General features: G+C 69.5%; 15 protein-coding genes and 1 pseudogene. 8 read left to right on the top strand and 8 right to left on the bottom strand.

The window, feature by feature from the left end:
- Window positions 1-117 precede the first annotated feature (117 nt).
- A complete protein-coding gene (locus tag ACFSL4_RS30130; protein ID WP_381089813.1) occupies window positions 118-270 on the top strand; it encodes a hypothetical protein in 153 nt (50 codons plus the stop codon).
- Between the two features lie 51 nt (window positions 271-321).
- Here ACFSL4_RS30130 and ACFSL4_RS30135 read toward each other — a convergent pair whose 3' ends face one another.
- Window positions 322-1077: a helix-turn-helix transcriptional regulator gene (locus tag ACFSL4_RS30135; RefSeq protein WP_381089816.1), complete on the bottom strand. Its 756-nt coding sequence runs from the start codon at window positions 1075-1077 to the stop codon at window positions 322-324.
- A 192-nt stretch (window positions 1078-1269) separates the two neighbouring features.
- On the opposite strand from ACFSL4_RS30135, the gene ACFSL4_RS30140 reads away from it, so the two are divergent.
- A complete protein-coding gene (locus ACFSL4_RS30140) occupies window positions 1270-1479 on the top strand; it encodes a hypothetical protein (protein ID WP_381089818.1) in 210 nt (69 codons plus the stop codon).
- A gap of 127 nt (window positions 1480-1606) precedes the next feature.
- On the opposite strand, the gene ACFSL4_RS30145 is transcribed toward ACFSL4_RS30140, so the two are convergent.
- Window positions 1607-1951, bottom strand: coding sequence for a hypothetical protein (locus ACFSL4_RS30145; RefSeq protein ID WP_381089821.1), 345 nt, complete (start codon window positions 1949-1951; stop codon window positions 1607-1609).
- Window positions 1952-2906: 955 nt separating this feature from the next.
- Between ACFSL4_RS30145 and ACFSL4_RS30150 the strand changes: the two genes are divergently transcribed.
- A complete protein-coding gene (locus ACFSL4_RS30150; protein ID WP_381089824.1) occupies window positions 2907-3209 on the top strand; it encodes a hypothetical protein in 303 nt (100 codons plus the stop codon).
- Here ACFSL4_RS30150 and ACFSL4_RS37715 read toward each other — a convergent pair.
- Window positions 3114-3779 (bottom strand): annotated as a pseudogene (locus ACFSL4_RS37715) (P-loop NTPase); the annotation flags it as partial. The gene ACFSL4_RS30150 and the pseudogene ACFSL4_RS37715 overlap by 96 nt on opposite strands.
- Window positions 3780-4143: 364 nt before the next feature.
- Here ACFSL4_RS37715 and ACFSL4_RS30155 point away from each other — a divergent pair.
- The 5 genes from ACFSL4_RS30155 to ACFSL4_RS30175 all read left to right on the top strand — a co-directional run bounded on the left by ACFSL4_RS30155 (window position 4144) and on the right by ACFSL4_RS30175 (window position 10274).
- Window positions 4144-5148, top strand: a complete 1005-nt coding sequence (locus ACFSL4_RS30155; RefSeq protein WP_381089827.1) for a DUF2157 domain-containing protein — start codon at window positions 4144-4146, stop codon at window positions 5146-5148.
- A 169-nt stretch (window positions 5149-5317) separates the two neighbouring features.
- A complete protein-coding gene (locus tag ACFSL4_RS30160; protein WP_381089830.1) occupies window positions 5318-7075 on the top strand; it encodes an IS1182 family transposase in 1758 nt (585 codons plus the stop codon).
- A 141-nt stretch (window positions 7076-7216) separates the two neighbouring features.
- Window positions 7217-8146: an ADP-ribosylglycohydrolase family protein gene (locus ACFSL4_RS30165; RefSeq protein WP_381089833.1), complete on the top strand. Its 930-nt coding sequence runs from the start codon at window positions 7217-7219 to the stop codon at window positions 8144-8146.
- A 128-nt stretch (window positions 8147-8274) separates the two neighbouring features.
- Window positions 8275-8940, top strand: coding sequence for an ArsR/SmtB family transcription factor (locus ACFSL4_RS30170; RefSeq protein WP_381089836.1), 666 nt, complete (start codon window positions 8275-8277; stop codon window positions 8938-8940).
- Window positions 8937-10274 carry an MFS transporter gene (locus tag ACFSL4_RS30175; protein ID WP_381089839.1) on the top strand — a complete coding sequence of 446 codons (1338 nt, stop codon included), beginning with the start codon at window positions 8937-8939 and terminating at the stop codon, window positions 10272-10274. Before ACFSL4_RS30170 ends, ACFSL4_RS30175 begins: the two co-directional genes overlap by 4 nt.
- Here ACFSL4_RS30175 and ACFSL4_RS30180 read toward each other — a convergent pair.
- The 5 genes from ACFSL4_RS30180 to ACFSL4_RS30200 form a co-directional block, all read right to left on the bottom strand.
- Window positions 10245-10553, bottom strand: a complete 309-nt coding sequence (locus ACFSL4_RS30180) for a Tn3 family transposase (protein WP_381089842.1) — start codon at window positions 10551-10553, stop codon at window positions 10245-10247. The genes ACFSL4_RS30175 and ACFSL4_RS30180 overlap by 30 nt on opposite strands.
- A 63-nt stretch (window positions 10554-10616) precedes the next feature.
- Window positions 10617-11228 (bottom strand): hypothetical protein, encoded by a 612-nt coding sequence (locus ACFSL4_RS30185; protein ID WP_381089845.1) that lies wholly within the window; start codon window positions 11226-11228, stop codon window positions 10617-10619.
- Between the two features lie 76 nt (window positions 11229-11304).
- Window positions 11305-11658 (bottom strand): hypothetical protein, encoded by a 354-nt coding sequence (locus ACFSL4_RS30190; protein WP_381089848.1) that lies wholly within the window; start codon window positions 11656-11658, stop codon window positions 11305-11307.
- Window positions 11646-11924 (bottom strand): transposase, encoded by a 279-nt coding sequence (locus tag ACFSL4_RS30195; protein WP_381089851.1) that lies wholly within the window; start codon window positions 11922-11924, stop codon window positions 11646-11648. The genes ACFSL4_RS30190 and ACFSL4_RS30195 overlap by 13 nt, the downstream gene beginning before the upstream one ends.
- Before the next feature lie 294 nt (window positions 11925-12218).
- A complete protein-coding gene (locus ACFSL4_RS30200) occupies window positions 12219-12890 on the bottom strand; it encodes a PIG-L deacetylase family protein (RefSeq protein ID WP_381089854.1) in 672 nt (223 codons plus the stop codon).
- Window positions 12891-12974 lie beyond the last annotated feature (84 nt).

Genomic DNA, 12974 nt, shown 5'->3' on the forward strand with positions numbered 1-12974 from the left:
TTCAGGAGCCCGATCGACTACGAACGAGACTACCGAGCCGCCCTCGCCGAGGGACTGGCCGCATAGATCGTCTCCACGCTGCGAGGGGAATTGACAGTCACGCGGTCCCCCCGCCCAATGGAAGAGTTCTCCCTTCCCGAGGACATCACCGCCCTCAACGACGACGAGCTGGACGCCCTCCTCGACGGCGCGGTCAAGGCGTTCGACGGGTCCGGCAGCTGCGGGAGCGCGCCAAGGGCCTGCGCCGCGAGGCCCTCGAGCTCCAAATGATCAATCTTGGGGACTGCTTTGATGCGCGGGCTGTTCGTCGTTCCCGTTGAACTACATCAGGCCCCTCGCGCGCATATGCCCCTGAAGATGGATGAGCCGTTCAATTTCGTTGAAGGCCTTGAGCAGTCGCTTGACGTTCCGTCGGGATCGGTCACTGCCGTTGAGGACTTTGCTCACCGTCGTCGCCCGCATCCGAGCGATGCGGGCGATGTCACGCATCGACGGTTCCCAGGCCGCCTTTCGCCGAAGTGCCCAAATCTCGGCCGTGTCGGTCGCAGCAGGATCCGTCAACCGGCGAAGGAGTTCAGGCTCGTTCGCGCGGCGGAGCAGCAGCTCCAGCTCCGCGGGTTCGCCGGAAGGATGCGATGTACCGGCTCTCCCGCCCTCAGTGCCCCCGTCAGCTTGCAGCCCTTCTGTCCATGCAGATTCGCCGGGGGGCGCGGGTGTCTTGGACTTTGCGGGCCTCGGCTGTGGCACGTCGTAAAGGCGCCCCGGATGGGACTGGAGGCGGCCCATGGCTTGCTGGCGAAGACGCTCGACCTCTTGCTCAGTCTCAGTACGTCGTGCCAACCACTCCGCAGGGTCCCCGTTCCACGCTTGCACGAGCGCTGCGAGGACAGGGACGGTAGGGATGCGCTTGCCGCGCAGCGCGGCATACAGCGTCGATTTGGGGATGTGGCTCTTTGCTGCAATGGCGTCGATCGTCTTGGCCTCGAAGCCAGCTTGGTCACGTAACTGACGGAGCGCGAGGGCAAACCGGGCCTCCGGGCCGTCCTCGGGGTCAAGAGGTGTTGCGCGACGCGGCATGTGGTCTACACCTGTTGTCTCGCCAAAAGCACGGATTGTCAGTGCATTGTCTCGCCCCCCTACTGAAGCTGCAAGAACGTCATGAGACTTGGCGCACCAACTCCAGCAGCCGCCAGGCGCCTCTGCCTCGCAAGCATCGTGAGGACGCCTGGCGGCTGGACCGCCGCTTGCGCGGCAGATAGGACGGCAACAGTGCTGACGCCCTCTTCTCATGATGAGCCCCGCCACCCCCTCCACAGCAAGCCTCGCCTCAAGGTCATCCTCGTCGGAGTGGTCGTGGTGGTGGCCGCTGCCGTACTCCCGCCCGACCACGTGGGCGCCGCCGCCCAGGCCCTCGGCGCCGCAGCGGCTTCGGCGATGGTGCTGCGCGGCACCAATGAGGACGGGGCGGCGCTCGGCTGAGGCCCCAGAGAGGCCCTCGGCCGCACCGAGGGCCTCCGGGTGCTGGCGCGCCGCCGCCCTCGTGGCCGGTGGCGCGCCGTTTTAACTTCTTCAGGTCGAACAGGCGGCTTGACCTGGAGGAGGCGCCCTACCGGGAGGCGGGTTGAGGGGGCTCGAGGCCGAGGGACTGGGCCTCGGCAATCTTTTGCGCGTAGCCGCCCGGCGAGTCGTCCTCCAGGCGCCGGTAGAGCTCCAGGGCGGCGCTGCGGGCCGTCTCGAACTCCGGGAGGCGGTCGAGAGCGAGCAGGGTTCTGGCGTGCCCCAGATGGGCGTCGGCGAGCTCCTCCGGCAGCTCCAGCGGTGCCAGGACGGTCACAGCTTCGGCCGCGGCGCGCTCGGCGTTCTCGAACCGGCGTGCGAGCGTCAGAAAGTTCACCTGGTTGTTCAGCGCGGTCAGCAGGCCCTGCACATAGTCCGTCGTGTCGCGGAGCACGGAGCGGCTCCAAGGCAGTGGGCACAGTGTCGAGGAGAGCCAGCGCCGACGCAGCGGTGGTCAGTGCCTCTTCGTGGCGCTTGGCGGCCAGGAGCCTCGTCGTGAGGTTGAGCAGGGCGCCCGCGCGCTTCACTGGGTCATCGGCCGAGCGTTCTTCTGCGATTTCGGTCAGTCGGCGCGTCAGTCGTACGCTCCAGTCGGCCAACGCCTGAGTCAGCACAGGTGTCCGCCGCGCGAGTTCCTGCAAGTGCTCGGGCGCCAACAGCCCCTCTGTGAGGATTACGTCCAACGCGTCGATCAGCAGCGCCGGTTCTGCGCTGCGCGTCGCCGCCCCCACCAGACGGGGCGCGAGCATCCCCGGGGCGGTCCGTGCGGCCGTCCGAAGGACGGCCGTCAGCCCGTCCGTCCACGCCGCGGCCCTGCTCAACACCAGCAGGGCATTGGCCATCTCCTCGTTGCTCAGTTCCTTGACGAGCCGGAGGAATATCTCGGGCTCCCCCACGACCTGGGTGCCCACCAGGTACTCACCCAGAGGGTCCGGCTCCAGCGTGCCCCAGTGCCAGGTGTCGATGTCGGTGGAGTCGGGGCGGGGATACAGGTCGACCAGCCAGTCCGCGACCGCGCGGCGGACGGCCTCCGGCTGGTCGCCGAGGCGCGGCACGCGCGTGAGGATCGCGTGGGCGCGGTCTCGGGGCACGGGCCCCACCAGCGTGGCGGTGACGACGGCGTTACGCAGGGCGTCCTCACCCAGGCCGTCGAGGGGTGCCTTCCGGGAGGTCTTCCTCCAGTACGCGGCCTCGTGCCGGAGCAGGGTGTCCTGGGCGTCCCGCACGGTGGTCGCCGCGTGGGGTGCGAGAAGGCTCGCGAGAGCCGCCATATGGATCTCCAGCACGGTCCGCAGCGGACGGCGCAGCCCCGTGTCTGCGGAGGGCGAGACGGGCGTGGGGAGGCCGAGTTGGGCGACCCCGCGGGCGAGGTCGGTCACCGCCGTGTGGAACGCTTCGCGCCCGTCCATGCCGAGCGACTCGGTGCCCGTGATCGACCAGCGCCGCGCGCGCTCGGCAAGCTCGGCTGCCTCGGGGCCGCTCTCGCGCACCTCGTCCCACCAGCGGCCCACCGCACGGGCGATGAGCAACACCCGGATTGGGATGCCGCGCGGGCGGCGGACCAGTTCGTCCAGCAGCGCGCGGACCTGCTCGACGCGGCTCTCCGCGTAGTCGACGACAAGCAGGACCGGGGCCGTGGTCCGGGCGAGTAGGCGGTAGTGGCGCGCGTTCTCGTGGCGCGTCAGGTGCACGATCGCGTACCGCGCCGCGGCGAGCCGGTGCCCCAGCTCACGGGCGATCCGGGACTTCCCGGCCCCGCCAGCCCCGGTGAGCAGGGCCATTGACACGTCGTCGCCTTCGGTGCTCCACCCGGTCATCTCGGCGAGCAGCTCGCGGCGGCCGGAGAACCGCACGGTCTCGGCGCGGGGGTGGAGCAGTGAGGCCACCGACCGGGGGATCAGCGGGGCCGCCGCCTCCGCGCCGTCGGCGAACTCGGCGGGTTCCAGCTGTACGCCCCGTTCGGTGTGTCGATGGACCAGTTCCCGGAAACCGGCGTCGGCCAGCAGGGCGTAGGTAGGGACGGACTCCAGCCTGCTGTGCGGCCAGCCCGGGAGGTCCGCCACCGCGACGCCGACGAGGACGCCGTGACACCAGACAGCTCCGCCCGACATGCCGGCCCAGGGCGACCTGTCTGCCGAGCCGAGCGGCGGGTTCCCGGCCATGTCCAACACGTAACGGTCAGTCTCCACCGCCTCCAGCGGATCCGCCGAGCCCCTCATCATCGGGAAGGGGTACGCCTCAGCGATCGGCACCCTGGTCGACCGGGCCCCACGCTACGTTCCCCTCATCCACCTGCCGCACGGCTGGAAGCTGGGCAGGTCGAGCGCAACCTCCGTGGACCAGGACCAGACGCGGCCGATCCCGTCCCCTTCCAGCCCGCGGCCGCAGCCCTGGACGGCTCAGAGGACGATGCCGCCGGTCGGGGCGAAACCGAAGCCGGGGCGAGGGATGCTCCGCCTGCGATGTGCGCGGCCGGTGACCGCTGTGGCGCGGGCCGACAGGGCCGAACGGCGAGAACGACGGGCCCGTCGGCCGTAGCCGCCGAGCGCACATCGGTCCACACTGGCGGCGAGCGAGGAGGTGGCCATGACCGTGAAACGGCCCGAGCCCGGTGTGCATACCCAGCTCGCGCGCTGGGTCGCCGAGGGCCTGATCAGTTCCGAGCAGGCAGCACGGATCGAGACAGCCGAGGTCGCACGCGCCAACGCCGCAGGCCGGCCGGGTACCGCGCCCAGGGACGGCGACCGTAGCCGCGGCTCGATGGTCGTCGAAGCGCTCGGCTACCTTGGCGGGGCCATGGCGATCATCGCGGGTTTCATCGCGGTGGTCCAGTTGTGGTCGGACATTCCGCCAAGCGCGGAGGCGGGCTTCGCGGCGACGGCCGCCGTGTTGCTCGGGGCCACCGGCGCAGCCGTGCACACCGAGGGCAACCCCGCCCTGCAACGGCTGCGCAGCGTGTTGTGGCTGATGTCGGCCGCCTCCCTGGCGGCGCTCGGCGGAGTGCTCAGCGCGCACGTCTGGCATCTGTCCGCGAGCAACGGGACACTGCTGTCCGCGGCGATGGCAACGGCCTACGCCATGCTGCTCTGGCTGCGTACCCAGGCGGCGCTGCAGCATCTCGCCGTGTTCGCCGGGGCCGCGGTGACCCTCGACGCCGGCATTGCCAGCATCGATCGGAACGCGCCCGGATGGGTGCTGGGGTTGGCCGTGTGGCTGCTGTCCGTGGGGTGGGGCGCGATGGCCTACCGCGGGCGCGTACGGCCGCTCACCGCGGGGTACCTCGCCACCGCGGTGGGGCTGCTGGTCGGCGCACAGCTGATGATGGAGACGGCGGCCGGTCACGTCGTCGCCCTCCTCACCGTGGGTGCGCTGCTCGCCGGTGGGGTGGTGATCCGCGGTGTGTGGCTGCTCGCGATCGGCGCGTTCGGTGTGATCGAGGTGGTGCCCCAGACGGCCGCACGGTACCTGCCGAACTCTCTTGCGGCTCCGCTCGCCGTTCTCTCCATCGGTGTCGTACTGCTGGGCGTGGCAACGCTGCTGGCGAAGAGAGCACGGGCCAGCGGTCGAAGCGGGCCACCAGCTTGCGTGTGAGGGGCTTGCGGCCGGGAACGAAGGGGCGTCACCCGGTGCGGGCACGGCACGCTTGCTCAGCTGTGCTGAGCTTGACTCTGTCGGGAATCTTGAGATTCTACGGTGCGATGGCTTGATCAAACGGCATGCTCGGGACGGTTCGAGGTCCAGGTACGTCGCAAAGTGCTCCATGTCCGTCCGTCCCCGTCCCGGTGAGCACGTTCCGTCCCTGACGGCGCAGGTCGCACGGGCGAGCAATCCGAGTGGGACGACGGCGATGTGGGTGCGGGACCGGCTCGACGGCCTGTGGCGGGACGAGGACTTCCGGGCCTGGTACCCGCGCGATGACCGGCCCGGGTTATCGCCCGCCCAGCTGGCCACCGTCAGCGTGCTGCAGTTCCTGTACAACTTGTCGGACCGGCAGGCTGCCGAGGCCGTGCGCTGCCGGATCGACTTCAAGTACGCTCTCGCCCTGCCCCTGGACAACCCCGGCTTCCACCACAGCGTGCTGTCCGACTTCCGCGACCGGCTCGCCGAGGGCGATCGCGCCGGCCTTCTGCTGGACCTCGCGCTGGAACGCCTGCGGGACGCCGGACTGGTCAAGGAGCGCGGGCGCCAGCGCACCGATTCCACCCACATCCTGGCAGCCGTGCGTGATCTGACCCGTCGGGAGCTGGTGACCGAGGCCATGCGCGCGGCCCTGGAAGAGCTCGCCCGCACCGCCCCTCAAGTGCTGGCCGAACTGGTCATCGAGGAATGGGGCGAGCGCTACGGCCGCCCGGTGCGCCTGGGCAAGAACCCGACGCACCCGAAGACCAGGATCAACCGCACCGGAGCCGACGCGCACCTGCTGCTGATGCACCTTCACCAGCGTCGGCCCGCCTCCCGCCCCGGGCCGCAGGTGAAGGCCCTGCGGGAGGTCTTCGTGCAGAACTACCTGATCGACGAGCGCGACAGGATTCGCTGGCGCACGCCCGAGGGCGGGGGCCTGCCGCCGTCCGGGACCACGATTGTCTCCCCCTACGATCTCCAGGCCCGCTACAGCCGACGCGGCCATGCGACCCGCTGGAAGGGGTACCTGACGCACATCACCGAGACTTGCGACGGTGACGGGATCAACGTGATCACCGATGTGGCGACCACCGAGGCCACCGGCTCCGATGCGCACGCTCTGCCCGGGATCCACCACCGGCTGACGCGCCGCCGCCTGCTGCCCGCCGAGCACCTCATCGACAGCGGCTACACCACACTCGTCCACCAGGAACACGCCGCTCGCGAGCACCAGGTTGCCCTTGTGGGACCGGTAGGCGTCAATCCCACCCGCCAGCACCGCGACCAGGGCGGGTTCAGCCGGGACGACTTCCTCATCGATTTCGAGCGTCGGCAGGTGACCTGTCCGCAGGGCCAGACCAGCCGCAGCTGGTACGGCCCGTATCCGACATCCTCGCCCCAAGCGGCGCCGCTCATCGTGGTCAAGTTCACCAAGAGCCAGTGCGGACCATGCCCCGCCCGCACGCGATGCACCGGCTCCCGCGCGGCGTCCCGCAGCGTGGGCTTTCCTCTCAAGGACCTGCTCGACCTGCAAAGGCGCACGCGCGCCGAGCAGGACAGCCCCTCCCGCCGCCGGATCTACGCGGTCAGGTCCGGCATCGAGGGCACGATCAACGAGTTCGCGCACGGCCACGAGATGCGGCGATGCCGCTACCGAGGTCTGGACAAGACCCACGTCCAGCACGTGCTTACCGCCATCGCGGTCAACATCGAACGACTCTGCGACCAGCTCCCACCAGAAGCACCGCGCCCTCCCCGACCGCCAACCACGTTCCAAACGTATCTGGACCAGCAGGGCATCCCCCGATCACGGTCTTGGCGATCCGTCGGCGGCTGTAGCCCGAGCTTCTCAAGATCCCCGACAGAGTCAAGCTCATTGCCGGTCGTGACAACCTGACCTGTACGGGTGTCTCAGACTCAGGGTGTCTCAGGTGACGCACCTCCGTAGACGAGACATGTTCGTCGCCGATGGGTCGGGGAGCCGAGGAAGGAAAGAGGGCCGCGCGGCCGTCGGCGCGGCACAGGTAACCTGCGCCGGATGGAGCGGATTCAGCGGGCCGCTGGCGCGGTCGTCGGCTCAGCGGTGGGTGACGCCCTGGGCGGTCCCTTCGAGTTCGGTGCCCAGGGAGCGTTCTCCGCACGGTTTCCCGCGCCTGGTGCCGGTGGCGAGATGTGCGGAGGCGGCGGCTGGGACCCCGGCGAGGCCACCGACGACACACAGATGGCCGTCCTGGTCGCGGAGTCGCTGCTGGAGCGGGGCGGACTGGATCTGCCGGACATCTTCGCCCGCTTCCAGCAGTGGGCAGCATCAGAACCGAAGGACATCGGCTTGCAGACCGAAGACGTCCTGACCAATGGCATGCCCTGGGACCTCGCCGCTGCGATCCATTTCCAGGTCAACCAACGAGCAGCGGGAAACGGCTCGTTGATGCGGGCATCGACCTCCGCGGTCTACTTCGCACCCGCCGGCCGAGAAGCCACCATGGACGCGGCCCGCCGCATCGCTGCCCTCACCCACGGTGACCGTGCGGCCTGGGAAGGCACCGCAGTCTTCCACGAGCTCATCCGCGTCACGTTCGAGGACACCGACCCCCTCGCCGCACTCCCGGACATCCTGGCTCTTGTCCACCCCGACCACCGCGGCCGTTACGACGCGGTCCTCGCGCCCGACTGGCACCCCGATCAGGCGACCGAGTTCAACGGTGCCGTCTGGCCCTGCCTGGGCTCCGCCATCTGGGCCCTGCGCACCACCACCAGCTTCGAAGACGCGATACGCGCGGCGATCGACCTCGGCGGTGACACGGACACCGTCGCCGCGGTGACCGGAGGCCTCGCGGGGGCGTACTACGGGCTGGATACAATCCCCGCCCACTGGACCCGGCCGCTCCATGTCCCTCTCCCAGGATCCAATGGGCGGGTGCTGCACCTGGCAGATCTGCTCCACCTTGCACACCGCCTCGGAGGCTGAACCGGGTCTTGCTCACCAATCGGCCGATAGTTGAGAGGTGGCACAGCAAGGCGGGGCCGCCTAGACCGCAAAGGGTTGTTCGCAAAGGAGCCTTTGCGAACAACCCTTTGCGGTCTAGAGTGCGCGGTATGACTGACCCACGCGTGAGGCCGGATGGCCCGAACGCTGAAGAGGACTCGGTGGTCCTGGACGCCAAGGGGCTGCGTGCCCTGGCGCATCCGGTGCGCGTGCAGTTGGTCGGATTGCTGCGGAAGTACGGCCCATCGACGGCCACCCGCCTCGCGGAGCGGCTGGGCGTGAATTCCGGTACGGCCAGCTACCACCTCCGGCAGCTCGGCGCGGCGGGTTTCGTCGAGGAGGACACCGAACGCGGCAACGCGCGAGAGCGCTGGTGGCGTTCGGTGCACCGGACCACCTGGCTCAGCGATCCGGAGCTGACCGAGCGGGAGCCCGAGGCCGCACTGGCCTACCAGCAGTCCGTCGCCGCCATCTACACCCTGCGCACGCAGCAGACCCTGAACGAGCTTCAGACGATGCCCCGCGCATGGCGGAACACCTTCGACATGAGCGACTGGGCCCTGCGGCTCACACCCGAGGAAGCCGCCGCCCTGTACCGGGAGTTGACGAACGTCATCGCGCGCTACCGGCGAGACGCGCCGGAGACGGCGGCCAGTGCCCCCGAGGGAGCCGAACGGGTCGCCGTGATCACGCAGATCCTGCCCGAACTGGATGCGCCTGCCGCGCCGTCGCTCCCTTCCGGCCCTCAGGAAGAGGAAGGAAGCCCGACGTCATGACCGACGACGCCTCGGAGACCGGCGGCATACCCGGCAAGAGGTCCTTACGGCCGCTGGGCGGGGTGCTGGCGGCCATGGTTGTCTCGCTGACCGGCACGCGGATCTCCGTTGTGGCACTGCCCTGGTTCGTCCTCGTCACAACCGGCAGCGCCACCCAGACCGGACTGGTCGCCTTCTGCGAGATGACTCCCTACGTGGTGGTCAAGGCGTTCACCGGACCGCTGGTGGACCGGATCGGCCCGCGGGCCGTTTCCTGGACCACCGATCTGGCCAGCGCGATCGCCACCGCCGCGGTTCCCCTGCTCCACGCCCTGGACCTGCTGTCCTTTCCCCTTCTGCTGGCTCTGGTCGCGCTGATCGGCGCGGCCCGGGGACCCGGCGACCTGGCCAAGGAGGTGATGGTCCCGGAGGCGGCCGAGCGCGACCGGGTACCGCTGGAGCGGGCCACCGGTCTATCCGGTGTGATCGAGCGGCTCGCCTCTACCGTCGGCCTGGCGGTCGGCGGGTCCCTGGTGGCGCTGCTCGGTCCCCTGACCGGACTCGCCGTCAACGCGGGCTGCTTCGCCCTCGGATCGGTGATCATCAAACTCGCGCTGCCTCGCGGCATGGGGCACGCGGCCGAAGAGGCCCCCTCGCCGGCCAGGGAGACGGGGCCGGGCTACTGGCGGCGGTTCGGCGAAGGCTTCACCTTCCTGCGCGGCGAGCCGCTGCTGCTCAGCGTCATCATCATGTGCGGCATCACCAACCTGCTGGACGCGGCGATCGCCTCGGTGCTCGTACCCGTCTGGGCCAGGGAGTCCGGCAGCGGGCCGAGCGCGATCGGCCTGATGGGCAGCGTGATGGGGGCCGCGGCGGTCGGCGGGAGCCTGATCGCCGCGGTGGTCGCCCACCGGCTGCGGCGGCGGGTGGTGGTTCTCACCGGGTTCCTGCTGGCCGGGGCACCGAGGTTCCTGATCCTCGCCTTCGATGCCCCGCTGGGGGCGATACTGGCCGTCTTCGCGGTCAGTGGGTTCGGTGCCGGCTTCGTCAACCCAGTGCTGGGAGCCGTCCTCGTCGAGCGGGTGCCACGCCGGATGCTGGGCCGGGTCAACGCCCTCGGTGACTCGCTGGCCTGGGCAGGCATCCCTCTCGGCGGGCTGCTCGCCGGGGCAGCGGTGACCGCTGTCGGACTGGTGCCGGTGCTGCTCGCCTGCGGCACCGCGTACTTCCTCACCACGAATCTGGCTGGACTGCGACCGGAATGGCGCGACATAGACCGTACGCGTGGGCGGGACGTCCTGAAGCTGCAACCCGAGGAACGCGCCTCACAAGACAGCGAGAGCGTAGCGACATGACCCTCCGGAGGGAGGGTGTACGACATCGATCTTCGGCTGCGCCTCGATGAACCTCGCGTTCCCCGCCGAGATGTTCTCCACCCGGAAGTAGCCCTGATCGATCTGGACCAGGCAGCCCCGGGTAAGTTCCGGGACGTCCGGCTTGATGACCGGGATCATCCCGACGTGGCACGCCTCGGATAGCAGCATTGGGCAGAGGCTGGTGGTGAAGCCCTCCATGTGGGAGTCAGCGTCGGCCCCCGGGCTCAACGCAGCCCTGTTTCCCCTGTCCAAAGGCATAGGGGCACCTCCCCACCGGAGAGGATGCGCGGCAGTCCTTCCGGCGGCAGCACTCAACGCGTCTCAGGGAGGGAGGCCACGATGCCGCCCTGGCGGAGAGCTTCGCGCAAGGTGGCGTTCTACGCTTCGAGTTCGGCGTTCCGCAGGCTCAGCGTCTGGCTGTGGTTGGCGTAGGCGGCGATGGTGGCGCGTGCCTCCCGCTGCTCGGCCGCGTGCCGGGAGCGGCAGCATGCGGTCCGCCTTCTTGAGACGGGCGATGTCCGCCGCCAGGGTGTCGGTCTGCGGTCGGGGCGCGTCCGGTGTCCGGAGCAGTCCGGTGATGATCTCCGCCAGGGGTGAGCGGTAGCAGGTGGCGCGCGGGATACCCGCTTCCGCGCACAGAGTGGAGACGGTCAGGGCGCTACTGGTGTGTTCGGGGGTGCCGGTCACGATCCGCTCGAAGGCGTACACGACAGCCTGGTCGGTGCCCAGCTCGTACGGGAATGCCGACGTGTTCGAGGGCGTGCCGCAGCCGCAGTGCGGCGGGGCCATCCATGCGTCGGCGCTTTCGGTGAAGGTGAGTTCTGCGATGGCGTGGCCGAGTTCGGCCATGTGGCTGGTCAGTGCGGCGGCCTGGGGGTCTGTGTAGCGAACGGCTCCGTCCCGTAATCGGTGGTAGCGCTGTGTAGTGGTCACTGTAGGAGGATGCGGTGGCGGAGTAGGGGAAACCCGGATCGGCCGTGCATCTGCCTCATGATCCGTTTGGTTCGTGTCAATCCCCTCGCAGCGTGGAGACGGTCCATGCGGCCAGTCCCTCGGTGAGGGTGGCCCGGTAGTCGCGTTCGTAGTCGATCGGGCTCTTGAACCCGCATACGCTGTGTAGCCGACGGGTGTTGTAGAAGTCGGTGATCCAGGTGGCGATCCTGATCCGGGCCTCGGTGCGGGTGGCGAAGGTGTGCCGGTGGGCGTACTCGCGGTGGTCGGGCGGCCGCGCCACTTGTAAGACCACGACTCCGACACCCCCCAACGCCCGGCAGGCGACGCGGTAGGGAATCTTCTGCTCGGCCTTGCAGCTGCTGATCACCCCGACCGCGACGGCCGGGACCGCGTCAGCTACCTCACCCAAAAGGCCGTGAATCGCTTGCACACATCACGCCCTATCTCCAGCTCGCGGATGCGCCTGTCCTTCTCCCTGGCCTCGGCCCGCAGCCGCTCCAGCTCCGCCCGCTCACTCTCCCGCAGCCGACCACCGGAAGGAGACGGCTCTGCCGCCGGTCGGTCCGACGACGGCGATCCGTTGCGCCGGGCCCGCGACACCCAGCTGTACAGCGCCCCGGGATGGATACCCAGATCCGCAGCCACCTCCGGAATCGGCTTCCCGGTCTCCACCACGATCCGTACCGCCCGTCACGGAACTCGGCGTCGTAGATGAGCTTCCTGGATGCCATGACCCCCAACTATCCCTCCGGTCACGGTCTCCACAGTAGGAGGGGAGGCACAGGTCTCGGCCTCACCACCGTCCAGCATCACCGCGAACTGACCAGTCCGACTCTGTGTGACTGCACGGTGCGTTCCAGCCTCGATCCCCTCAAGAGTTCCCCACCTCACCCGTCTGACTCTGCGGGACGGCACAGGGCCCATCCGGGGCGGTTCGAACCCCGCAGTCACGCTCGGCGCCGGTCCGCGTCATTCCAGGATCCGCAGATACTCCCGCTCGCCCAGGAGTTCCAGACGGCGCCAGAGCACCGGATTGTCGGACGACTGGCTGGCATGGCAGGCGATGGCGCGGCGTTGCCGTTCGCGCGGCACCGGTTCGACGACACGGCACTCGGCCGGGTCCCGGCCGGTGAAGGACGTGCCGAACTCGGCGTTCAGGCGCTCCGCCACCTGCTGCGGCAAAGTCCAGCCCAGCACGGCGACACCGGACCGGCGGGCGGCGAGCAGCGCGGCGTCGGTGGCCCGCTGATGGTCCTGGTGCCCGCTGACGCCTCCGGTGTCGAAGACGAGCAGATGGCTGGGACGCTGCTCATCGATCAGGCGGGTCACCTCCGCGGCGAGCCCGAGCAACGAAAGACGGACGAGAGCGCCATCCGGGTGGTCGGTCAGTTCCACACGCCCGACGCCCAGCTCCCTTGCGGCGCAGGCGAGTTCGTCCGCGCGGACCGTGTGCAGGTCGCCGGGCCGGCCGTGCAGGGTGGACGCCTCACCGTGGGTGAAGCAGAGCACCGTCGTGGGCACCCCGCCGCCGGACAGCAGATCCAGGAGGGCGCCGAGCCCGAACGACTCGTCGTCGGGATGGGCGACCACGGCCATCACTCGCCGCACCCCGTCCGGCAGGCCGGGCAGCATGCCGGCCATCAGGTGTAGATGATCTGGCCGGCGGCGGCGCGCTCGTAGAACTCGCCGACCGTGATGATGCCCTGGACCTGCTCGATCAGGTCG

It is taken from the genome of Streptomyces caeni (assembly GCF_042678285.1).
Classification (GTDB): Bacteria; Actinomycetota; Actinomycetes; order Streptomycetales; family Streptomycetaceae; genus Streptomyces; species Streptomyces caeni.

Bases quoted from the DNA above. Each gene is read 5' to 3' on its own strand.
- ACFSL4_RS30170 (WP_381089836.1), top strand. From the start codon at position 8,275: ATGACTGACCCACGCGTGAGGCCGGATGGCCCGAACGCTGAAGAGGAC.
- ACFSL4_RS30180 (WP_381089842.1), bottom strand. From the start codon at position 10,553: ATGCCTTTGGACAGGGGAAACAGGGCTGCGTTGAGCCCGGGGGCCGAC.
- ACFSL4_RS30135 (WP_381089816.1), bottom strand. From the start codon at position 1,077: ATGCCGCGTCGCGCAACACCTCTTGACCCCGAGGACGGCCCGGAGGCC.
- ACFSL4_RS30160 (WP_381089830.1), top strand. From the start codon at position 5,318: ATGTCCGTCCGTCCCCGTCCCGGTGAGCACGTTCCGTCCCTGACGGCG.
- ACFSL4_RS30155 (WP_381089827.1), top strand. From the start codon at position 4,144: ATGACCGTGAAACGGCCCGAGCCCGGTGTGCATACCCAGCTCGCGCGC.
- ACFSL4_RS30175 (WP_381089839.1), top strand. From the start codon at position 8,937: ATGACCGACGACGCCTCGGAGACCGGCGGCATACCCGGCAAGAGGTCC.
- ACFSL4_RS30130 (WP_381089813.1), top strand. From the start codon at position 118: ATGGAAGAGTTCTCCCTTCCCGAGGACATCACCGCCCTCAACGACGAC.
- ACFSL4_RS30200 (WP_381089854.1), bottom strand. From the start codon at position 12,890: ATGGCCGGCATGCTGCCCGGCCTGCCGGACGGGGTGCGGCGAGTGATG.
- ACFSL4_RS30165 (WP_381089833.1), top strand. From the start codon at position 7,217: ATGGAGCGGATTCAGCGGGCCGCTGGCGCGGTCGTCGGCTCAGCGGTG.